The sequence below is a fragment of the Saccharothrix mutabilis subsp. mutabilis genome, from assembly GCF_039521145.1.
GTDB lineage: Bacteria > Actinomycetota > Actinomycetes > Mycobacteriales > Pseudonocardiaceae > Actinosynnema > Actinosynnema mutabilis.
The window spans coordinates 86,975-107,381 of sequence record NZ_BAAABU010000020.1 but is presented as its reverse complement, the minus strand read 5'-3'; the positions used below and the strand labels follow the sequence as shown (position 1 = coordinate 107,381).

General features: G+C 73.1%; 19 protein-coding genes. 10 read left to right on the top strand and 9 right to left on the bottom strand.

The window, feature by feature from the left end; translation table 11 throughout:
* Nucleotides 1–9 precede the first annotated feature (9 nt).
* Both ABD126_RS30435 and ABD126_RS30430 read right to left on the bottom strand, forming a co-directional pair.
* Nucleotides 10–1,353, bottom strand: a complete 1,344-nt coding sequence (locus ABD126_RS30435) for an NAD(P)/FAD-dependent oxidoreductase (RefSeq protein WP_343937447.1) — start codon at nucleotides 1,351–1,353, stop codon at nucleotides 10–12.
* On the bottom strand, nucleotides 1,340–1,624 hold the full coding sequence (locus ABD126_RS30430; protein ID WP_343937445.1) for an acyl carrier protein: 285 nt from the start codon (nucleotides 1,622–1,624) through the stop codon (nucleotides 1,340–1,342). Before ABD126_RS30430 ends, ABD126_RS30435 begins: the two co-directional genes overlap by 14 nt.
* A gap of 168 nt (nucleotides 1,625–1,792) precedes the next feature.
* On the opposite strand from ABD126_RS30430, the gene ABD126_RS30425 reads away from it, so the two are divergent.
* From ABD126_RS30425 to ABD126_RS30385, 9 genes are all read left to right on the top strand, one after another.
* Complete coding sequence (locus ABD126_RS30425) at nucleotides 1,793–2,893, top strand: acyl-CoA dehydrogenase family protein (RefSeq protein ID WP_343937443.1); 1,101 nt, start codon at nucleotides 1,793–1,795, stop codon at nucleotides 2,891–2,893.
* Nucleotides 2,890–4,347: an amino acid adenylation domain-containing protein gene (locus tag ABD126_RS30420; RefSeq protein WP_343937441.1), complete on the top strand. Its 1,458-nt coding sequence runs from the start codon at nucleotides 2,890–2,892 to the stop codon at nucleotides 4,345–4,347. The genes ABD126_RS30425 and ABD126_RS30420 overlap by 4 nt, the downstream gene beginning before the upstream one ends.
* Before the next feature lie 10 nt (nucleotides 4,348–4,357).
* Nucleotides 4,358–6,337, top strand: a complete 1,980-nt coding sequence (locus ABD126_RS30415; protein WP_343937439.1) for a hypothetical protein — start codon at nucleotides 4,358–4,360, stop codon at nucleotides 6,335–6,337.
* A gap of 67 nt (nucleotides 6,338–6,404) precedes the next feature.
* Nucleotides 6,405–6,764, top strand: coding sequence for an RNA-binding S4 domain-containing protein (locus ABD126_RS30410; RefSeq protein ID WP_343937437.1), 360 nt, complete (start codon nucleotides 6,405–6,407; stop codon nucleotides 6,762–6,764).
* A 198-nt stretch (nucleotides 6,765–6,962) separates the two neighbouring features.
* Entirely contained in the window at nucleotides 6,963–7,547 is a 585-nt protein-coding gene (locus ABD126_RS30405) for a snapalysin family zinc-dependent metalloprotease (RefSeq protein WP_343937435.1), read from the top strand.
* A 105-nt stretch (nucleotides 7,548–7,652) separates the two neighbouring features.
* A complete protein-coding gene (locus ABD126_RS30400; protein WP_343937433.1) occupies nucleotides 7,653–10,391 on the top strand; it encodes an AfsR/SARP family transcriptional regulator in 2,739 nt (912 codons plus the stop codon).
* 72 nt (nucleotides 10,392–10,463) lie between these two features.
* The gene (locus ABD126_RS30395) at nucleotides 10,464–10,865 is read left to right on the top strand and encodes a VOC family protein (RefSeq protein ID WP_343937431.1); all 402 of its coding nucleotides are present in this window, start codon (nucleotides 10,464–10,466) and stop codon (nucleotides 10,863–10,865) included.
* On the top strand, nucleotides 10,862–11,419 hold the full coding sequence (locus ABD126_RS30390) for a YdeI/OmpD-associated family protein (protein ID WP_343937429.1): 558 nt from the start codon (nucleotides 10,862–10,864) through the stop codon (nucleotides 11,417–11,419). The genes ABD126_RS30395 and ABD126_RS30390 overlap by 4 nt, the downstream gene beginning before the upstream one ends.
* A 115-nt stretch (nucleotides 11,420–11,534) precedes the next feature.
* Complete coding sequence (locus tag ABD126_RS30385) at nucleotides 11,535–12,284, top strand: MoaF C-terminal domain-containing protein (RefSeq protein ID WP_343937427.1); 750 nt, start codon at nucleotides 11,535–11,537, stop codon at nucleotides 12,282–12,284.
* On the opposite strand, the gene ABD126_RS30380 is transcribed toward ABD126_RS30385, so the two are convergent.
* Nucleotides 12,281–12,790, bottom strand: coding sequence for a MarR family winged helix-turn-helix transcriptional regulator (locus tag ABD126_RS30380; RefSeq protein ID WP_343937425.1), 510 nt, complete (start codon nucleotides 12,788–12,790; stop codon nucleotides 12,281–12,283). The two genes, ABD126_RS30385 and ABD126_RS30380, sit on opposite strands and share 4 nt — an antisense overlap.
* A 314-nt stretch (nucleotides 12,791–13,104) precedes the next feature.
* On the bottom strand, nucleotides 13,105–13,353 hold the full coding sequence (locus ABD126_RS30375; RefSeq protein ID WP_343937423.1) for a hypothetical protein: 249 nt from the start codon (nucleotides 13,351–13,353) through the stop codon (nucleotides 13,105–13,107).
* A 247-nt stretch (nucleotides 13,354–13,600) separates the two neighbouring features.
* Here ABD126_RS30375 and ABD126_RS30370 point away from each other — a divergent pair, with 247 nt between their 5' ends.
* Nucleotides 13,601–14,917, top strand: a complete 1,317-nt coding sequence (locus ABD126_RS30370; protein WP_343937421.1) for an MFS transporter — start codon at nucleotides 13,601–13,603, stop codon at nucleotides 14,915–14,917.
* A 19-nt stretch (nucleotides 14,918–14,936) separates the two neighbouring features.
* On the opposite strand, the gene ABD126_RS30365 is transcribed toward ABD126_RS30370, so the two are convergent.
* From ABD126_RS30365 to ABD126_RS30345, 5 genes are read right to left on the bottom strand one after another with little or no spacing between them, the layout of a single operon-like run.
* Nucleotides 14,937–15,455 carry a hypothetical protein gene (locus ABD126_RS30365; RefSeq protein WP_343937419.1) on the bottom strand — a complete coding sequence of 173 codons (519 nt, stop codon included), beginning with the start codon at nucleotides 15,453–15,455 and terminating at the stop codon, nucleotides 14,937–14,939.
* Complete coding sequence (locus ABD126_RS30360; RefSeq protein WP_343937417.1) at nucleotides 15,455–16,516, bottom strand: AAA family ATPase; 1,062 nt, start codon at nucleotides 16,514–16,516, stop codon at nucleotides 15,455–15,457. The genes ABD126_RS30365 and ABD126_RS30360 overlap by 1 nt, the downstream gene beginning before the upstream one ends.
* Nucleotides 16,513–18,213 carry a hypothetical protein gene (locus tag ABD126_RS30355; RefSeq protein WP_343937415.1) on the bottom strand — a complete coding sequence of 567 codons (1,701 nt, stop codon included), beginning with the start codon at nucleotides 18,211–18,213 and terminating at the stop codon, nucleotides 16,513–16,515. Before ABD126_RS30355 ends, ABD126_RS30360 begins: the two co-directional genes overlap by 4 nt.
* On the bottom strand, nucleotides 18,210–19,280 hold the full coding sequence (locus ABD126_RS30350; RefSeq protein ID WP_343937413.1) for a hypothetical protein: 1,071 nt from the start codon (nucleotides 19,278–19,280) through the stop codon (nucleotides 18,210–18,212). Before ABD126_RS30350 ends, ABD126_RS30355 begins: the two co-directional genes overlap by 4 nt.
* A complete protein-coding gene (locus tag ABD126_RS30345; protein WP_343937411.1) occupies nucleotides 19,277–20,281 on the bottom strand; it encodes a protein kinase family protein in 1,005 nt (334 codons plus the stop codon). Before ABD126_RS30345 ends, ABD126_RS30350 begins: the two co-directional genes overlap by 4 nt.
* Between the last annotated feature and the right edge of the window lie 126 nt (nucleotides 20,282–20,407).

The window sequence follows — 20,407 nt, the reverse complement described above, 5'->3', positions numbered from 1 at the left end:
CAGCCCCTTTTAGAACATCGGTGCCTGGCTGGGCGCGCGCAGGGTGCCCAGGTGCTGGTGCCACAGGTGGTCGGGGTTCTCCTCGACCTCGCGGGTGATCTCCCGCATCCGGGTCAACGCGGTCGGCTCGCCGCCGTCGTACACGTCGCCCTGGAGCATCCGCAGCACGTCGATGCGGTAGCGGGGGTCGGCCACGAACGCGGTGAACAGGATGTTGAGCCGGTAGTAGATGGAGATGAACTCGTACCAGTTGCCCACCGCCCGGCGCAGCTTGCCCTCGAAGGTCTGGAACGACGGCTTGGAGAAGTCGCCCTTCTCGGCGGCGGCGACGATGTCGTAGGACGCGAGGCGCGCGCTGTTCATCGCCACGCTGACCCCGCTGGAGAAGATCGGGTCCACGAACCGGGCCGCGTCGCCGATCATCAGCCAGCCGTCGCCGCAGATCTGGCGCATGGCGTAGCTGTAGTCGCCTTCGGGTTTGAACGGCCGCACGCGCTCGCTGTTGCGCAACGCCTCGGCCAGTTCGGGCCGGGTCCGCATGGACTGGTCGAAGAACTCGCCCCACTGCTGCTTGGCGGCGGTGAAGTGCTTCTTCTGCGTCACCACGCCGACGCTGGTGATCGTGTCGGTGATGGGGATCTGCCACACCCACGTGTCGGTGATCGGCAGGAAGTGGATGAAGATGAAGTCGGCCTGCTTGCCGTCCACCGCCAGCGCCGTCCGGTCCAGGCCGTCGTACCAGGTGTGGATGGCGTACTGGTTGAACACCGGGTCGGGCACTTTGAGCTTGAGCTGGCGGCCGAGCAGGGTGCCGCGCCCGCTGGCGTCGACCACCATCCGCACCCGCACGCCGACCTCGCGGCGGCCCAGCGTGAACACGATCCGCTTGACCTCGTCCTCCAGCTCGACCCGCTGCACGCGCACGCCCTCGTAGACCTTCGCGCCCTGGGACTCGGCGTGCTGCAACAGCAGCAGGTCGTACTGGCCGCGGTCGACGTGGTAGGTGTAGTCCTGCCGCACGCCCTTCTGGTCGCGCTCGCGGAACTCCACCTCGGCGGCCTTGAAGCCGTGCGAGAGCTGGAAGCCCAGCGGCGAGATGTCGCTGCGAGTGGCGGAGGTCCAGGCCGCGCCGTACTTGCGCGGGAACCCGCCCTTGTCCACCTTCTCCAGCGCGCCGATGTCGGCGAGCACCGGCGTGGTGGCCGGGATCAGCGATTCGCCCACGTGCGGCCGGGGGAACAGCTCCCCCTCCAGCACCACGCACTTGAGGCCCGCGCGGGCCAGGTAGGAGGCGATCGTCGAACCGGCGGGCCCGCCGCCGACGATGCCGATGTCGAAGTCAACGTCTGCCACGGGTCTCCCCCAGCTCGGCGCGATCGAGGTCCAGCACGAGGGCCGTGATGCTGTCCAGGTCGCGGAAGTTGCGGCCCACCATCCGCTCGGCGGGCACCTCGACGCCGAACCGCTCCTGGATGAACACCACCAGGCTCGTCGTGGACAGGCTGTTGAGGATGCCCCACTCCAGCAGCGGGGTGTCCGGGCGGACCTCGACCCCGGCCGAGGGGTCGAGCACCTTGTCCCGGATGAACCCCGTCAGCTCTTCGAGGACCTCGTCGTGCTCCATCCAGGTCTCCTTCGCACGTGGCGGCACCACCGGCCGCTCGATGCTACGGAGCGTGGAAAACCGTTGTCTTCACTCGGAATGCGGGGCGCGGGCCGTCCCTTCGGCCAGGGCTCGGCCCCGCATTCCTGTTGAGGACAAGGGAAGTCGGGGTGCCTATGCTCCCGTCGCGTGGACTTCGGATGGGACGCGGACGACGACGTTGAGCGCGTCCGGGCGCGGTCGTGGCCCGCGGCGGGCCGGGAAGAGCTGTGGGCGCTGTGCGGGCGCGAGGGGTTGCTCGGGCTGAGCGTGCCCGTGGAGCACGGCGGGTCGGGGCGCGGTTTCCTCGACACGGCCCGGGTCGCCGAGGCGTTCGGCTGGGGCTGCGCGGACCTCGGGGTGGTGTTCTCCGCGCTGGCGCACCTGTTCGCGTGCGCGATGCCGATCGCCGAACACGGTGACGACGGGGTGCGCAAGCGGGTGCTGCCGCTGCTCGCGTCGGGCGAGTGGGTCGGGGCGAACGCCATCACCGAGGCCGACGCCGGGTCCGACGTGACGGCCCTGCGCGGCACGGCGCGGCTCGACGGCGACCACTACGTGCTGGACGGGGTGAAGTCGTTCGTCAGCAACGGTCCGGTGGCCGACGTGTTCGTGGTGTACGCGTCGACCGAGCCGGCGTTCGGGCACCTGGGCGTGAGCGCGTTCGTGGTCGAGCGCGGGACGCCGGGGCTGGTGGTCGAGCCGGCCTTCGCCAAGAGCGTGCTGTCGTCGTGCCCGGCCGGGCAGGTGCGGTTGGAGGGCTGCCGGGTGCCCGTGCGGAACATGCTGGGCGCGGAGGGGCAGGGCGCGGCGATCTTCCAGGCGTCGATGCGGTGGGAGCGGACGTGCCTGTTCGCCGCCTACCTCGGGCGGGCGGGGCGGCTGCTGGACCGGTGCGTCGAGCACGCCCGGACGCGGCGGCAGTTCGGGCGGCCGATCGGCGCGAACCAGGCCGTGTCGCACGCGGTGGCGCGGCTGCGGTCGCGGTGGGAGGCGGCCCGGTTGCTGCTGTGGCGGGCGTGCTGGCGGCTGGACCGCGGCGAGCGGGCGGCGTGGGAGGTGGCGTCGGCGAAGCTCGCGGTCAGCGAGGTGGCGGTGGACGCGGCGTTGCTCACCATGCGGGTGACGGGCGGGGCGGGGGTGCGCGACGAGCGGGTGTCAGCCGACCTGTTGGACGCGGTCGCGGCCACCACGTTCTCCGGGACTTCGGAGATGCAGCTCGAACAGATGGCCAAGGAGCTGGGGTTGTGATCCTGCCCGATCTCGTGCGCGCCGGCGCTCGTCGTGACGGGTCCGCGCCCGCGGTGTGGACCGCGGACGGCTCGATGACCTACGCGGAGTTGGACCGCGAGGCGGACCGGGTCGGCCGGTTCCTGTCCTCTTTGGACGTTCGGCGTGGTGACCGGGTCGCGTTGTGGTTGCCCAAGTCGTTGGCGGCGGTCGTGGCGATGCAAGCCGTGCTGCGGTTGGGGGCGGCTTACGTGCCGGTCGATCCGTTGAGTCCGGCGCACCGGGCGCAGCAGGTGATCCGGGATTGCGCGCCGGCGGTGGTCGTGACGACTCCGGAGAACGTGGGTGTTGTGCCGGGGGCGGTGTGCCTTGAGCTGGGCGGTGGCCCTGTGGAGCCGCTGCCGCCCGTGTCGGCGTCGCCTGACGACTTGGCCTACATCCTTTACACGTCCGGTTCGACCGGGGTGCCCAAGGGTGTCCGGATCTCGCATCGGAACGCGTTGGCGTTCGTGGAGTGGGCGGCCGGCGCGCTGGACGCTCGCGCCTCGGACCGGTTCGCCAACCACGCGCCGTTCCACTTCGACCTCTCGGTGCTGGACCTGTACGTGCCCTTCCTGGTCGGGGCATCGGTCGCCCTGGTGCCGCAGGAGGCGGCGTACGCGCCCAAGCGGTTGGTCGAACTGCTTGTGTCGCAGAGGATCACTGTGTGGTACTCGGTGCCGTCCGTGTTGGTCCTGATGGCCCGCAACGGGTTGTTGGAGACCGACTTGCCGGAGTTGCGCGCGGTGCTGTTCGCGGGCGAGCCGTATCCCGTTGACCACCTGCGTGCGCTGCGGGCCCACCTGCCGCACGCGCGGCTGCTCAACCTGTACGGGCCCACGGAGACCAACGTGTGCACGTACTTCGAGGTCGGGGAGGTCCCGGACTCCTGGACACGGCCGGCGCCGATCGGGCGGGCGTGTTCGGGTGACACTGTGTGGGCCGTCCGGGACGACGGTTCCGTGGCCGGGGTGGGCGAGGAGGGCGAGCTGGTGGTGTCCGGTCCGACCGTGATGCTGGGCTACCACGGTCAGCCGCCGCACACCGGCCCGTACGCGACCGGGGACCGGGTTGTGCTGTCGCCCGACGGCGACTACCGCTACCTGGGCCGCCGCGACGGCATGGTGAAGCTGCGCGGGAACCGGGTGGAGCTGGGGGACGTCGAGGCGGCGTTGCAGTCCCACCCGGCGGTGAGCGAGGTGGCGGTCAGCGTCCGGGGCGCCGGGCTGGACGCCCGGCTGGTCGCCCACGTGGTCGCGGCCGGGGAGTTCGGCCTGCTGGACGCCAAGCGGCACTGCGCGTCCCACCTGCCCCGGCACATGATCGTGGACGCGGTGCGCCTGGTGCCCGCCCTGCCCCGCACCCCGAACGGCAAGCTGGACCGCCGCGCCCTCGCCGCGCTCCCCGATCCCCTCGGGGGCTACCGGCACGGATAGGTTGACCGGCATGGCCTACAGCGGCTTCGACCACCGCCTGCTCGACGCGTTCCGCCGCGCCGGCGTCTCGTGGACCCGGACGTACTTGGTGCAGCGGGTCCTGCGGGCGGTGAGCGGGACGACGCTGTTCAGCCGGCACGTGTCCGCGCTCGCCGGGATGGCCTCGGAACTGCCCCGCACGCGGGCCGTGCTGGAGAACTTCGCCGACACCTCGCAGCCCCGCGTGTCGCTGCTGCGGTCGCTGTGCGAGGGGACGCGGGCGGCGGTCGAGCGCGGGATCGCCCGGTGGGGGCCCGACCCCGTGCTGCTGGAGGTGCGGGACGTGCTCGACGCGGTGATCACCGTGCTGGACGACCAGATCAGGATCCCGATGGGTCGGCGGCGGGAACTGGCCCGCGAGGCGGCGGGTGCGGTCGGCGCGCTCCTGCCGGACGTGCGGGAGTTCCTGGAGTCGACCTTCACGGTGGTGTGGGAGGGTCCGGAGTCGTTCAACACCGTCGCGGGCCTGGACCTGCTGTCCGACGAGCTGGCGTGCCTGGTCGCGGCGACCGACCGCGACCACGACACGCTGTGCCGCGAGTTGGCCGACGGGGTGGACCGGCTGGACGCGCGGTCGGTGCTGGACCTCCTGCTGCCCCGGCCGAAGCGCTACCGGGTGGCCGTCGTGGTGCACGGCGCGACGGCCCTGTCCCACCTCTCGGTGCTGGACCCGACCGCCACGTCGGCCGCGTTGACCGAGCCCGAGCGCCTCGGGTTCGGGTCGCCGAACCGGTTGCGGGCCTTCGTCCGCGAGGTGCCCACGCACGGTGCGGCGTGCCTGGCGTCCTGCCAGGTCGACGCGGTGGACGCGCCCTCCGCCGGGCGGGCCGCGCGGCGGACGATGTCCGAGTTGCTGGACCAGTACATGGCCGGGCACCGCCTGGTGACGCTGTCGCTGGGCGACGACGTCCTGGTGTCCGATGTGGACCGGCAGGTCCGGCACCTGCCGCCGCGCCGCACCACCGTGAAGCGGGCCGATCCCCTGGTGCCGGGGTGGCCCCGCACGCTGCGCAACGGGCTGCGCATGGCCCACGTGGCCCGCGTGACGGAGGCTCCGCTGCCGGCCGCGGCGTTGGCGTGGGCGGCGCTGGAGGCGTGCGGGCTGGAGAACCGGGGCGACCTGGCGGCGGCATTGGCGCTGCAAGCGTTGCGGCAACAGGTGGTCGAGGCGCACCAGCAGTTGCACCAGTCGGCCACCGCCGTGGTGCGCGCGGCCCGTTCCCGGGTGGAGGTGGTGGAGCAGCGCAGCAGCGCCCTGGACCGGGCGTTGGAGGCGTGCCCCTCGAACCACCCCGACTACGCCCCGCTGCACGCGAGGGCGTCGCACGAGCGGGCGGAACTCGCCGCGGCGCGGCGGCGCCGGCGGGCCGCCGAGGCCGACCTGACGGCGAACCTGGCCGTGGTGAACAGCTACGCCAAGACCGACGGCTTCACCCGCCTGCACGACCTGAACACGTGGGTGGACTTGCTGTTGCCGCCGAGACCCGCCGACCCGCCCGCGTTGGCCGCCGCCCGCGACGCCCTGACCCGGGTCCTGGAGCACACGTCGCCCCTCGCCGCCCAACAGGTCTCGGACTGGTCCCACCGGCTGGCCGACCCCGCCGCGTGCGGCGCGTGGCTGCGGGACAGCCAGCAACGCATCGCGACCTTCCTGGACGCCCTCTACACGGCCCGGAACCTGACGTTCCACTCGGGCCAGTTCCGCACGGAAGGCGACCTGGTCCTGGGCACCGGCGGCTCGCACGTGGTCGACTTCAGCCTGGAAGTCCTGGGCAACTGGTACCGCAACACCCCCGACCCGGACACCGCGCCCACGACGATCATCACCGAGCTGGCGCAACGCCAGCGGTCGATCCTGGCGCGGCTGCGCAAGCGCGCCAAACCCCTGTTCACCCTGGACGTGGCCCGCCTGACCGGACCGCCGCCGACCGACGTGTGGGGCCGCCCCTGACGACGTGCCCCGACTCGCGGACGCGGTCCGGCGGGGCGGGGGCCGTCGTCACCGTAGGGTGAACGGCGTGGAGTCGACCCGCATCGACCGCTGGCTGTGGGCGGTCAGGCTGACCAAGACGCGACCGGACGCGGCGGCGGCGTGCCGGGGCGGGCACGTGCGGATCAACGACAAGCCCGCCAAGCCGGCCACGACGGTCGTTCCCGGGGACGAGGTGCGCGCCCGGGTCGGGGACGCGGTGAAGGTCGTCGAGGTCGTGCGGGTGATCCAGAAGCGGGTGGGCGCGATGGACGCGGCGACCTGCTACATCGACCGCACTCCCCCGCCGCCGCCGGAGCTGCCGGTCGCCCGGCGCGACCGGGGCGCGGGCAGGCCCACCAAGCGCGAACGCCGGGTCCTGGACAAGTTCCGCACGCAGGGCCTCTGACCCGCGCCGGAACCGTGCGGTCCGGACAAATGCCGCATCCGAGGCCGTCCGCTGCGCCGAACGGCGCAACGCTCGACCACAAAGGTCCATACAACCCTACGTACGGGTCTGGTGGCGGGGCGTCACGACTGGTTGTTTGGGTAGCGGGAGCCTCCCTGTCACCGGCTCCCGATTTTCCCTGTCTACAAGGAGATCACCATGCTCGTGCGAAAGGTCGCACGCGCCGCCGTGGTCGCGCTCGGGATGCTGCTGCCGCTGGTCGCGGTCGCCGCTCCGAGTGCGTCGGCGGAGGCCGCGCAGCCCCAGGCGCTGGTGCGCACCCTGTACTACGACGCCAGCCAGGCCCAGGAGTTCGCGGCGGACTGGGACAAGGCGGCGGCGAACTGGAACGCCTCCGTGGTCAACGTCCGGCTCGTCAAGAAGTCGGCGGGCACGCCGACGAACATCCGGATCTACGCCGACAACGGCTGGCCGCGCGCCTACGTGACGTCCCTGGGCAACGGCACCGTCTACATGGGCCGCCAGGCCGTCCAGCAGGGCTACCACCGGCCGCGCATCTCGACCCACGAGATCGGCCACATCCTCGGGCTGCCGGACCGGCGCACGGGCCTGTGCGCCGACCTGATGTCGGGTTCCAGCGCCCCGGTGTCCTGCAAGAACGAGCTGCCCAACGCGGCGGAGCGCGCCGAGGTCGACCGCCGGTTCGCCGGCTCGCTCGCGGCGGCGGACGTGCGGGCGGCGGGCTTCACGCCGCACTCCGCCGTCGAGTGCTACGTGTACTGACGCGCACGGCCCGTGGGGCGGACCACCACCCGCCCCACGGGTCACCCCGGCCCGGCTGCCCGACGGCGTTGGACCCGCGAGGCGCGACCCGGTAGAAGGGGACGCGTGGAGTTCCGGGTCTTCGGCGCGGTCGAGGCGCTGGCCGACGGCGTCCGGCTCGACCTGGGGCACGCCCGCCAGCGGTGCGTGCTCGCGGCGTTGCTGGTCGACCTCAACCGGCCCGTGCCGGCCGAACGGCTCATCGACCGCGTGTGGGGCGACCGGCCGCCCCTGCGCGCGGACGGCGTCCTGCGCACCTACGTGTCCCGCCTGCGCCGCGCCCTCGGACCCACCGCCACCATCAGCCGGCGCGCCGGGGGCTACCAGCTCGACGCCGACCCGGACGACGTGGACCTGCACCGCTTCCGCGACCTCACCGCCCGCGCCCGCCGCCTGGACGACACCGCGCACGCGTTGATGCTGGTCGAGGAGGCCTTGGCGCTGTCGGTCGCGGACCCCTTCACGGGCCTGGACACGCCGTGGATCGAAGCCGAGCGGCAACTCGTGGCCGTCGAACGGGAAGCCGCGCAGGCCCACCGGATCGACCTCGCCCTCCGCGTCGGCCGGCACGCCGAACTGCTCGCCGAACTCCCGGCCCGCGCCGCCGAACGGCCGTGGGACGAACGCCTCGCCGGGCAGCTCATGCTCGCCCTCCACCGCGCGGGCCGGGCCGCCGACGCGTTGCGGCACTACCAGGTCACCCGACGCGCGCTGATCGACCACCTGGGCACCGAACCCGGCCCTGAACTGCGCGAACTGCACCAGCGGGTGCTCGACGCCGACCCGTCCCCGGCCGAGCCGAACCGGCGCGTGCCGCAACTGCTGCCCGCCGCGCCGGCCGCGTTCACCGGCCGCGAGCGGGAGCTCGAAGCGCTGGACGCGCTGCTCGACCGCGCCCCGGTCGCCCTGCTGACCGGCGGTGGCGGCGTCGGCAAGACGTGGCTCGCGCTGCGCTGGGCGCACGGCCACCGCGACGACTTCCCCGACGGCCGCCTCCACGTTGACCTGCGCGGGTTCGACCCGGTCGCCGAACCGCTCGCGCCGGACGCGGTGGTGCGCGGGTTCCTGGGCGCGCTCGGGGTGCCGCCGCGCGAGGTGCCCGCCGACCCCGACGCGCAGGCGGGCCTGTACCGGGAGCTGACCGCGGACCGGCGGCTGCTGGTCGTGCTGGACAACGCCCGCGACACCGGCCAGGTCGCGCCGCTGCTGCCCGGCGGGACGTCGTGCGCGGTCCTGGTGACCAGCCGGCACCGGCTGACCGGGCTGGTCGCGACCCGCGGCGCGGTGCCGGTGCCGGTGGACGTGCTGGACGAGCCCGGGTCCGCCGACGTGCTCGCCCGCCACCTGGGCGCGGACCGGGTGGCCGCCGAGCCCGAGGCCGCCGAGGTGCTCGCCCGGCACGGCGGCGGGCTGCCGCTGGCGCTGGGCGTGCTGGCCGCCCGCGCGAAGTCCGCGCCGCACGTGCCGCTGGCCGCGCTGGCCGACGAGGTGCGCGCCGCCCGGCTGGACGCCCTGGACACCGGTGACCTGCCGACCAGCCTGCGGGCGGTGTTCGCGGCGTCGCTGCGGGTCCTGGGCGCGGACGCGGTCCGGTTGTTCGGGCTGCTCGGGCTGGTGCCGGGGCCGGACGTGGCGGTGCCGGGAGCCGCCGCGCTGGCCGACCTGCCGGTCCCCCGCGTGCGGCGGGCGTTGCGCGAACTGGAGGACGCGCACCTGGTGCAGCAACACGTGCCCGGCCGGTACCGGATGCACGACCTGGTGCGGCTGCACGCCCGTGAACTGGCCGACGACCCGGCCGCGTTGGAGCGGCTGTGCGACCACTACTGCCACGTGGCGTCGGTGGCGGCGGCGATGTTCACCCCCGGCGAGCCGCACCGCCGCCCGCCCGTGCCGCCGCTGGTGGGCCCCGATCCGGCGTTCCCGACGCACCGCGAGGCGATGCGGTGGGTCGACGACGAACGCGCGTGCCTGCTCGCCGTCGCCGGGCACGGGCAGCCCCGGCACGCGGCGCACCTCTCGCGGGCGCTGGCCCGCTACCTCGACACGACCGCCCAGGTGCACGACGCGTTGGCGCTGCACACCGTGGCCGCCGAACGCACCGGTGACGGGTTCGCCCTGACCAACCGGGGGTTCTGCCTGACCCGGCTGGGGCTGGCGGAGGAGGCGCTGCCGTTCCTGCGGCGGGCGCAGGCGGTGGTGGGCGACGACCTCGCCCTGGAGAACCTGGTCAACACCCAGTTGGGCATCACCGTGGGCATGCTGGGCCGCAACACCGAGGCCGAGGAGTTCCACGCCCGTGCGCTGGCGGCGGCGCGGCGCGGCGGGTTCCGGCACAGCGTCGCGGTGGCGCAGATCAACTCCGGCGACCAGGACATCATCTCCGGCCGCTACGACTCGGCTCGGGTGCGGCTGGAGGAGGCGGTGGACGTCGCGCGTGACCTGGGCGACCCGGGGTTGGGCGCGGTCGCGTTGGGCGCGTTGGGCGTCTTGTACGGGCACTTGGGCGACAAAGCGGCGGCGTACGAGTACTTCGAGCAGGCGCTGAAGTTCTCCGAGGGTGTCGTGCGCACTTTGCGGATGGGCATCCTGTTCGACGCCGCCGCCACGACGCACCGGTTGGACGGCGCGGAAGCCGCGCTGCCCCGGTACGCGGAGGCGCTGGAGCTGTGCCGGCAGACCGGCTACCAGGCCGAACAGGCTCGCGTGCAGGTCGCGATGGCCGAGGCGCTGACGGAATCGGGGCGGACGGCGGAGGCGGAGGAGCACCGGCGGAGCGCGTCGGAGATCCGTGCGAACCTGCGCTGAAAAGTGCTCAGTTGGTGAGCACTTTGACTCGGAGGATGGTCTTCGACAGCCCGTTGAGAGGAGACATCCCCGATGTTGCGAGGACTCACCACCATCAGCTTCTTCGCCGACGACGTCCGCGCCGCGAGCGACTGGTACGCCGAGGTGCTGGGCATCCAGCCGTACTTCCTGCGCGAGGCGGACGGCGTGCCGGCCTACATCGAGTTCCGGATCGGCGACTACCAGCACGAGCTGGGCATCGTGGACCGCCGGTTCGCCGGGCCGGCGCCGGAGGCCCCCGGTGGCGCGGTCGCGTACTGGGCGGTGGACGACGTGCACGCGGCGTTCGACCGGCTGCTCGCGTTGGGCGCCAAGGTGCACCAGGAGCCCATCGAGCGCGGTCCGGGGTTCGTGACGGCGTCCGTGGTGGACCCGTTCGGGAACGTCCTCGGTGTCATGTTCAACCAGCACTACCTGAACGTGCTGGGGGCGTGACCGTGGAGACGTTCAGCGCGGCGACGGTCGCGGAGTGGCGGGCGTGGTTGGCCGGGCACTTCGCGACCGCCCGGGAGATCTGGTTGGTGCTGCACCACAAGGGCAGCGCGACGCCGAGCGTGCGCTACGCCGAGGCGGTGGAGCAGGCGCTGTGCTTCGGCTGGATCGACGGCCACCACCAGAGGAACGACGAACGCTCGTCACGGCTGCGCTTCACCCCGCGCACGCCGCGCAGCACGTGGAGCGCGGTGAACCGGGAGCGGGCGGAGCGGATGGTGGCGGAAGGACTGATGACGCCCGCCGGGCAGGCCGCCATCGACTTCGCGAAGGCGGCCGGCACGTGGAACCCGGTGCCCGACCCGGACACCGTGCCCGACGACCTGCGCACGGCCCTGGAGGCCTCACCGGCGGCCCACGAGCACTTCACGGCCTTCCCGCCGTCCTCGAAACGGCTGATCGTGGCGTGGGTGGTGAGCGCGAAACGGCCCGAGACGCGGGAACGCCGCATCGCCCGCACGGTCGAGCTGGCGGCGACCGGTGTCCGCGCCCGCTGACGGCTTGCCCGCCGGCGCACTGCGTTTGTCCGCTGTTGCACGGGGTTCGCCCGCGGCGTTCCGCCGGGGGTCCCGGCCGCACCACACTGGCCGCGACCCCCGGGAAAGGACCGCGATGACGACGCTGTCGGACACCTCCACCTGGCTGCCGCTGGACGGCCTGGCCCCCGGCTTCGACCAGAACAAAGCCCCGACGGTCACCGACCTGGACGGGCACGCGTTCGAGCTGGACGGCCGGCGGGTCCGCTTCACCGGCACGGACGTCGAGTGGGACGGGACGCACCCGTGCGAGACGTTCGCGGTGGACGACGACCTGTACTACAGCCAGTTCCACCCGGGAGGCCGCGAGGCGGTCTCGCTCTTCCTGGACCTGCGGAGCAACCGCGCGCTGGTGGTGACCACCACGATCAACGACACCGGGACGCCGCGCGTCACCCAGCGCTTCACGCCCCTGGCGCTGCCCGGCGCGACCGGCACCGCACCGGCGCCGAGCCGTGCGCTGATCGGTCGGCGGGCGATGTGGGTCTACAGCACGGAACACGCCTACGAGCACGTCTACCTCAGCCCGCACTGGTACACGTGGCAGTGCCTCGCCGGCCCGGAGCGGGGGTTGGCGGACACCGACGAGAACACGACGTACCAGTTGCGGCCGGGGATCTACGTGTTCACGTGGCGGGAGAAGGTGATCCCGTGCGCGGCGGTGACCGTGGCGGACCACCGGGACGTCACGCGCCTGCGGTCGCACGGGGCGCTGTTCGGGCTGGACGAGTCCGGCGAGACCCCGACCCACTTCACCTTCGGGGCCCACGGCCGCCTGCTGAGCGCGACCGTGCACCCGGAGGCCCTCGACCCCGCCGGGGACTAGCCGAGGGACGTGTCGCCGTGCTCCACCAGGAGCATGCGCAGCAGGTTGACCAGCAGGTCCCGTTCCACCGGTGACAGGGGTGCCAGGAGGGTCTCCTCGTTGGCGAGGTGGCCGACCAGGACGTCGTCCACCACCTTGAGCCCCTCGTCGGTCAGCCGGACCCGCACCGAACGCCGGTCGTCGGGCGACTGACCGCGCCGGACCAGCCCCTTCGCCTCCAGCCGGTCGATGCGGTTGGTGATCGCGCCCGAGGTCACCATCGCCGACTTGAGCAGCGCGCCCGCCGTCAGTTCGTAGGGCGCGCCCGCGCGGCGCAGGCTGGCCAGGACGTCGAACTCCCACGGTTCCAGGCCGTGGGTGGCGAAGTAGTCCTTCAGCCTGCGCTCGAACACCCGCGACAGCCGCGACACCCGACCGACCACGCCCATCGGCGACACGTCGACGTCGGGCCGTTCGCGCGCCCACTGGGCGGTCAACTCGTCAACCGCGTCCCGCTCGGAACCCAAGTCGCCCCTCCGGATGAATCCAGAACTCTCAACGTTGAGAATCTTGACATCGAGACACTTCCCTTGATATCAATTATCTCGACGTTGAGAAGCTTACTGGACAGGGGGACCGCAGCGAAGCGTTCGGCTTGCCCGAGCGGCTCAATGCCAGGACCTCGTGGTCGCGTGCCTCCGGGGCCTCCGCCACAGCGGAACCGGTGCAGCCGGTCGCTCCGATCACCAACCGGCCGCCAGCAACCCACCGGCCGCCGAACCCCATCGGCCACCGAACCCACCGGCCGCCAACCCAGCGCCGCGGGGGCAGCGCCGCCAGGTCAGCTCGGTTCCGGCCCCGACTCCGGGCCCGCCTCAGCCTCCCGGATCGCCTCAGCCTCCGGGATCGGGTCCGCCTCAGGGCTCGCGTCCACCCCCGGCTCGGGCGCGGGGTCGGAGTCGGGCTGGGGGTCGGACCAGGGCGGGACCTCCTCCGCCAGTTCGAGGTAGTGGTCGACCTCCTGGGGCGTGGGGTCCACTCCCGCCTCCTCGGCGAACTCCTCCGGGTCCTGGCTCACCGGTTCGCTCATCGCACCCACCTCCGGCCGAGGGGTGCCCTGGGTCGTCCGGCGAAAACGTCCCCGGAGGACGGTCGGCGCGACCGTTGGCGCGACGGTCGGCGCGGGCCCGCCCCCGGCGTGTGGGATGGCGCACCGGGCGGGCGTTACGTGAAGGAAAACACTGATCAACGAGGTTTAAAGCCCAGAACCGACGCTTAGTGTGTACGCCGTTCGCAGGGCACGTCGAGGCCCCGAGGATCGTGTACAGGGAGCCCCGATGTTCCGCGCGTTGCGCGGCCGAAACTACCGCTTGTGGGCGGTGGCCGACCTCATCTCGGTCACCGGCACGTGGATGCAGTTGATCGGCCTCAACTGGGTTGTCATGGAGCGCACCGGCTCCGCCGCGACGGTCGGCCTGTCGGTGCTCGCGGGCACCTTGCCGTCCGTGTTGCTCGGGCCGTGGGCCGGGTCGTTGGCGGACCGGCTGCCGGTGCGGAACATCATCCTCGCCTGCCAGTCGCTGCACGCCGTCATCGCCGCCGTGCTCGCGCTCGCGGTGTGGCAGAACGCGCCGATCCCGGTGCTGTTCGCGCTCACCGCCACGGCCGGGCTGGTGGCCGTGTTCGACGGGCCGGCGCTGGGCAGGTTCGGCGGGCAGGTGGTGTCGCGCGAGGACCTCGGCAACGCCCTCGCGCTCGGGTCCGTGCTCAGCTCCACCGGGCGGATCCTCGGCATGAGCAGCGCGGCCGTCCTGGCCGCCGCGCTGGGCACGCCCGCGCTGTTCGTGATCAACGCGGTCAGCTTCCTGGCCGTCGTGGTCGCGGTGCTGGCCATGCGCACGCGCGAACTGCACCCGCTCGACACCAGCCCGCGCGAGCAGGCCGGCGTGCGGGCCGGGCTGCGGTACATCAGCGCGTCCGGGCGGCTGGTGCTGCTGTTCGCGCTCGGGTTCGTGCTGTCCAGCCTGGGCCGCAACTACCAGGTGACGATGGCCGCCATGAGCGACAGCGCCACCCACTACGGCCTGCTGTCGACGGTCTTCGCCGTCGGCACCGTGCTGGGCGGCCTGGCGGCCTCGGCCTGCCGCACCCTCACCCTCCGACTCCTGCTGCTCGCGGCGGGCGTGACGAGCGTCTTCCAGGCGATCGGCGGCGTGATGCCCGGCACGTGGGGCTTCGCGCTGGTGCTCCTGCCGATCGCGGCCGGCGCGGTGATCATCGACACGACCATGAGCACCCGCCTCCAACTGGACACGGCGGACGGCATGCGCGGCCGGCTCCTCGCCGTCAACCACGCCGTGGGCGCGGCGGCCGGCGCGGTGGGCGCGCCCCTGCTCGGCTGGCTGTGCGAACACCTCGGCGCGTCGGAAACCCTCGTGCTGGCGGGCACCCTGACCCTGATCGCGACAGCCTTCGCCGCCACGGTCTTCGCCGCCCCACCCCACCGCCGAGCAGCCCTCGCCCACCGAGTCCTCCGCCGTCCCCTCCCCCTCCCGCCACCCGCGGGCCACGCCCACGGCTCCACCAGGCCCGGCACCCGCGCCCGCGGTCGCACCCGCGGCACCACGCTCCACAGGGCCCACGCCCACCGGTAGCGGGACAGCCCGCGGTCGGTCAGCGGTAGAAGAAGACGTCGAACTCCAGGACGTTCGCGCCGCCCCGCCAGTAACCCTCGCCGCTGGCGTCGGCGAAGGCCGGGTGGCGGGATTGCAGCACGCCCAGCACCGTCCGCGCGCGGTCCTGCGCTTGGGCGATGCCGTCCTGCGGACCGGCGGCGAAGATCAGCACGAAGCCCACCGCCCGACCCGGGCCCCGGGTGGCCACCTCTCGGCTGACCGCGTCCAGCACGCCCGCCGCCACCGGGCCGTCCGGGCCTTCCGCGGCCAGGCGGTTCAGGTCGGCCTCCACCTCGAACTTCACCGGGGTCCGGTCCAGCACGCGTTCCGCCACCGTCGTGGTCGTGGTGGTCGTGGTCGTTGTCGTCGTGGTGGTGGTGGTGGTCGTGGTGGGTGAGCTTGAGGCAGTGGCCGCGCCGGGGGTGGATTCCAGGCCCACCAGGAACAGGACCAGGAACAGGTCCGCGAACAGCCAGCCCGCCAACAGCACCACGTGCAGCCTCCGCCGGCGATCCATCAGTGGTCACCGCCGCTCAGGGGCGCGGCGTTGTCCAAGCGGGTCTCGTCCCAGCCGTCGTAGCGGTGGTCCAGGCGGTCCAGGGCGTAGCGGAGTTGGGCCACCAGTTCGCTCAGGCTCTCGGTCCGCTCGCGGAACACGTCCAGCGACTCGCCCAACCGCTCCGCCGAGCGGGCGACCTCACCGGCCACCTCGCGGTGGCTCTGGGCGTCGGCCTCCGCGCGTTGCGTCGCCTGGTCGAGCTGGCCGATCAGCGAAGTGAGCGAACCCTGGAGGGCTCTGCCGTCGGCTACGACCGTCTCGTGCAGGGCGATCAAGGCGGCCAGGGTCTCGGCGGGGGGCTGTAGCGCGCTTCCCATGTCCCGCAGTGCTCGGGCGGCCGTCGTCCACTCGGCCAGGGCGTTGTGCAGGTCGCTGCCCGGACCGGCCTCCACCGCGCCGGCGATCGTGCGGCCGGTGTCCTTGAGAGCGCTCACCAGGGCCGTGTTCGACGCGCCGATGCGGGCGGCGAAGTCGCGGACCTGGCGTTTGGTCAGCTGGACCTCGCCCTCGACCTCCACCCTGCCGACGAGAACCGTCGCCATGGCCAGGTCTCGGCCCAGCGCCGCCCGGTCCTCCGAACGGGATTCGGTGTGGCGGTTGCCCAGCACATGCGCGACCAGGGTCAAGCCGATGATCACCAGGACGATGAAGGCCACGAAAGCCGCCGTCCCACCCAGCGTCGGGACCTGGCCGCCGAACCCGCGCTGCCACCCCAACAAGAACGACTCGGTGCTGTTCGCCCGCTCGTGCGCCTCCAGCGCCCCGCTCAAGCGCCACCACGTGAACCCGACCGGCACGAACACCAGCAGGTCCCGCACGACCTCCAGCCACCCCACCCACCGCGGCCGGCCCTCGTCGGGCAGCAGCACCTCCGGCGGGTACGCCACCACCAGCGGGCTGCCGACCAGGGCGTGACCGCCCGCCCGCAGGTCCTCGCCGATGCCGCGCAACACGTCCGCGGCGGCGCCGGGACGGCGGGCCCAGCCGTCGAAGCGGTCCGCCAGGGCGTCGAGAGTCATCGGTCCGCCAATCCGTTTCCCTCGAAGTAGCGGCGGGCCGCGGCGTCCGCGACCAGGCGCCGCACGCGGGCGTTGTCCGCCCTGGTGTAGAGGACGTGCAGCAGCGCCGGCGGCGCGTCCGGCGGGAGCAGCTCCAGGACGTCGCCGATGATCCGGGTGCTGCCGAGGTCCGCGCCGAACACCACCCCGACCAGCACGTCGAACAGCGGCACGGCGGCGCTCGCGCTCTGCGGGCGCAGCACGTCCACCACGTTGGCCAGCGCGTTGCCCAGCAGGAACGCCTCCCGCGCGTGCTTGCGCTGCTCTCCGGAGCCCTTGCGGCCGGGCAGGCTGCGCAGCACCAGCTCGCACGTCGCCGGCTCGCGCCCGCCGTCCTCGTGCAGCCAGCGCACCAGGGTCGCGGTCTGCAACCGGGACGTCGCGCGGGCGACCAGCCCCAGGCACCGCTCGTCGGTCAGCGAGAACGTCGTCAGCAACCCGACGAAGGCCACCAGCTCCTGCCACGAGTCCACGCCGTGCGCGACGGGCTTGGTCCGGGCCAGCTCGTTGACCAGCGTCGTGCTGTCGAACCGCAGGAACGGCACCAGCTGCCGCGCCCGCTCGGACAACGGCCGGGTCGCCATCCGCCGCACCAACTCCCCCAGCATCCGGTGCTCGGAGGCCCGCGCGGTGGCGCTGCCGTTGGCCTGCACGTCCACCAGCGTGTTCGCCAGCTCCCCGTCGGGTGTCCGCCGGATCTGCTCCACGATGTGCTCGTCCACCACGCCCGACCGCAGCACGTCCTCCTCCACCGGCGTCAGCTCGCCCTTGGTGGACCGGCTGAGCAGGTCCATCACGTCGGCCAGCACGCCCGGCTCGAACTGCACCCGCCGCGCCCACGCCTCGACGTCCGCGGCGGTGGCCAGCGGCTGCGCCGGCAGCAGCGCGGTCATCCCCTCGTAGCCCCGGCGCGCGTACCGGTCGGCCAGCGCGAAGGTGAAGTGCCGCAACGGGTTCGCCTCGCGCGGGCCACCCAGCCGGACGCGGGTGCGCGTGGTGGCGTGGGTGGAGAAGCCGGACGCGGCGGTGAGGAACACGACGCGCGGCAGGTGCCGGCCGGTGTCCCCGGGCTCGGCGGTGGCGAAGGTCAGCGGCTCGCCGGTGATGTCCAGCCAGGCGCACAGCAGCTCGGCCGGCGAGGCGGGCGGGTCCACGACGGTCAGCGCCGCGCCCGGTTCGGCGAGCAGGGTCGCGAGGAAGTCCCCGACCAGCGCCGGCGACAGACCCCGCACCGACCCGCGCAACGCCCACAGGCCCTGCTCGGCGGCGGCGTGCAGCCACCCCGCGTGCAGGGCGGGCAGCTCCTCGGGCACCTCGTCGCCCTCGCCACTCCAGCCGTCCCAAGTGGACAGTCCAAGCGCATGCCAGGCGTTGAGCGACCGGCCGACCAGCACGTGCGCCAGCGCCGAACCCTCACGGCCGTTCGCGTCGGGCACGTCCTTCTTGTGGATCAGCACCTTCACGCCGTCGAAGTCCAGGAACACCAGCCCCGGCGGGCCGGGCGCGGCCCACACCAGCTCGTGCAGCCGCTGGTCCCACTGGTCGAGCGCGTCGGGCGGCAACGACGACGCCACCGGACCCACGCCGCGCCGCCCGAGCAGGGACCGCGCGGACCACCGGTAGACGACCTGGTCCACGCGCGAGAGGTCGGCGTTCACACCCACCCCCCGACCGGCGTCGGCGTCAGCACGCCCTTCATCGCCAGCAGCGACAGCAACGGCTTGAGCACCCGGCGCTGCCGGAAGGCCACCGCCGGGAACTCCGCCCCCTCGGGACTGGTCCCGGCGGCGGACGCGAAGTGCAGCGTCGACCACGCGCACCGCTCCGCCGGGGCCAGCCAGCGGTGCGCGTCGCGCGCGAACAGGTAGGCGTACACGTCCCGGCTCTCGTCCTCGACCGTGCTCAAGTCGAACTCCTCCGCCTCGGCGTCCCGCGACAGCCAGTGGTCCACCTTGGCCGAGCGGAACCGCAGCAGGTCGGCCTTGGCCACCACGGACACCGACGGGATCGGCAGGTAGGGCAGCCTCCGCCGGTTGCGGATGGCCGAGATCCGCGCCAGCGTGACGTCGAACGCCGCGTCACCGGTGGTCTCCGGCCGGCCGCGCAACAGGTTCGGCACGGTCTCCGGGTCGATCACGAACACCAGGGCGTTGACCGCGCCGATGAACGCCACCGACGGGTCCACCCGCTCCAGCACCTCGCCCGCCACGTCGAAGAACGTCAGCGCGAACCGCCGCCCGGTGCGCAGGTTGGTCACCTTCAACGCGTCGGCGAACTCGATCGCCTGGGCCGGCGTGGCGCGCAACCGCTGCCGCCGCCCCAGGAACGGCTCGACGACCGTGCTCATGTACCGCTGGTGGATGCGCAGGTCGAGCGGCTCGACCAGCAACCCGAGGTCGCGCAGCGGCGCGGCCCGGCGCATCAACTGCCCGACCATCGCGGCCAGCAGGTGGCTCTTGCCCGCCGCGCCCTGCCCGATCACGCCGACCACCACGCGCTCGTCGTAGTCGCCGTAGTCGTGGGGCAGGTAGTGCCGGGTGCCGCCGCCGGTGCACACCCGGTAGGCGGTGGCCAGCCGGTTGAACAGCACCTCCTGGTTCTCGCCCGGCAGCGCGACGAACGGCGTCTCCTCGCCCTGCGCGTCGAGGACGACCACGGGCGCGGCCGACCACAGCACGGTGTGCAGGCAGATCGGGCACTGCAACGAATTCGGCGGCCGGCTCACGACGTCAGCGCCCCCCACACGATCACGCCGACCACGACCAGCGCCACGACCGACGTCCACACGATCGCCGTCACGCGGCTCGGCGACACCGGCTCCTTCAGCAGCACGTGCGCGTTGTGCTGGTACCAGGCCGCGAACGCGCGCTGCTCGGCGCGCAACCGTTCGAACGCCTCCACGCCACGCGTCTCGCGGTCGGCGAGGGTGGCCACCGGGCGGCCGGTGCCGGACAACGGGTCGGGCAGCTTGCGGCGGCGCAGCAGGGCCAGCGGGTCCGGGCGGCGGGCGCGGTCGGGGTCGAACACACCGTTGAGCAGGTCGCGCACCACGACGTCCTGCAAGTCGAGCCGGCGGCGCGCCTCGGCCGGATCGGTCACGTCCTCGTTGGTGAACAGCCGGTACAGCACCAGGCCCGCGTCCAGCACGTCGTCCTGGCGGCGCGCCGCGCCCTGCGCCGGCGGCCGGTCCGGGCAGCACGGGCACGCCGGCGCGGGCAGCCCGGAGAGCACGGCGTGCTCGAAGTCGACCAGTTGGAGGCCCTCGCCGTCCCAGTTGAGCGTGGACAGGCCGATCCGGCGGTGCACCAGGCCGCTGACCGCGAGGTAGCGCAGGATGCGGACCAGGTCGTCCACCACGGGCCCGAGGACGCCGGCGGGCAGCGGCAGGTCCAGCCGGGACAGCGGCTCGCCCCGGTTGGTGCGCAGCAGGTACGGCGGCTCGTGGTCGGGGTTGTGCCCGATCAGCCGGGTCAGCTGGGTCGGGTAGCGGCGCTCGGTGAGCCGGCCGCGCAGCCGGGTCAGGGCGTCCACCTCGCGCCGCAGCAGCGCCACGGACGCCGGGTCGGGGCCGGCCGAGCGCAGCGCGACGGGCTCGTTGACCCGGTTGCGGCCGAAGCGCGACAGCAGGGGCGGGTCCAGTCGCCGCCGCCCGTCGAACTCGATGTCGTAGGTCTGCAATCCGCGCCCGAAGTCGCCCGCGAGGATGAGCTGGAGCTGTTCGGTCATGCACGTCCCAGGGAGTCGGTCGAGTCGAACCCGGATGTCCCGAACGGTAGACATCGCCGCAGCCGCCTGCGAGTGAAGTCGCCGCAATGACACCGAACGGCCTATTGGACACCGGAAGTTTCCTGA

Excerpts from the sequence above, each read along its gene's own strand:
- ABD126_RS30430 (WP_343937445.1), bottom strand. The coding sequence starts at position 1,624 with ATGGAGCACGACGAGGTCCTCGAAGAGCTGACGGGGTTCATCCGGGAC.
- ABD126_RS30415 (WP_343937439.1), top strand. The coding sequence starts at position 4,358 with ATGGCCTACAGCGGCTTCGACCACCGCCTGCTCGACGCGTTCCGCCGC.
- ABD126_RS30405 (WP_343937435.1), top strand. The coding sequence starts at position 6,963 with ATGCTCGTGCGAAAGGTCGCACGCGCCGCCGTGGTCGCGCTCGGGATG.
- ABD126_RS30395 (WP_343937431.1), top strand. The coding sequence starts at position 10,464 with ATGTTGCGAGGACTCACCACCATCAGCTTCTTCGCCGACGACGTCCGC.
- ABD126_RS30385 (WP_343937427.1), top strand. The coding sequence starts at position 11,535 with ATGACGACGCTGTCGGACACCTCCACCTGGCTGCCGCTGGACGGCCTG.
- ABD126_RS30375 (WP_343937423.1), bottom strand. The coding sequence starts at position 13,353 with ATGAGCGAACCGGTGAGCCAGGACCCGGAGGAGTTCGCCGAGGAGGCG.
- ABD126_RS30370 (WP_343937421.1), top strand. The coding sequence starts at position 13,601 with ATGTTCCGCGCGTTGCGCGGCCGAAACTACCGCTTGTGGGCGGTGGCC.
- ABD126_RS30365 (WP_343937419.1), bottom strand. The coding sequence starts at position 15,455 with ATGGATCGCCGGCGGAGGCTGCACGTGGTGCTGTTGGCGGGCTGGCTG.
- ABD126_RS30360 (WP_343937417.1), bottom strand. The coding sequence starts at position 16,516 with ATGACTCTCGACGCCCTGGCGGACCGCTTCGACGGCTGGGCCCGCCGT.
- ABD126_RS30345 (WP_343937411.1), bottom strand. The coding sequence starts at position 20,281 with ATGACCGAACAGCTCCAGCTCATCCTCGCGGGCGACTTCGGGCGCGGA.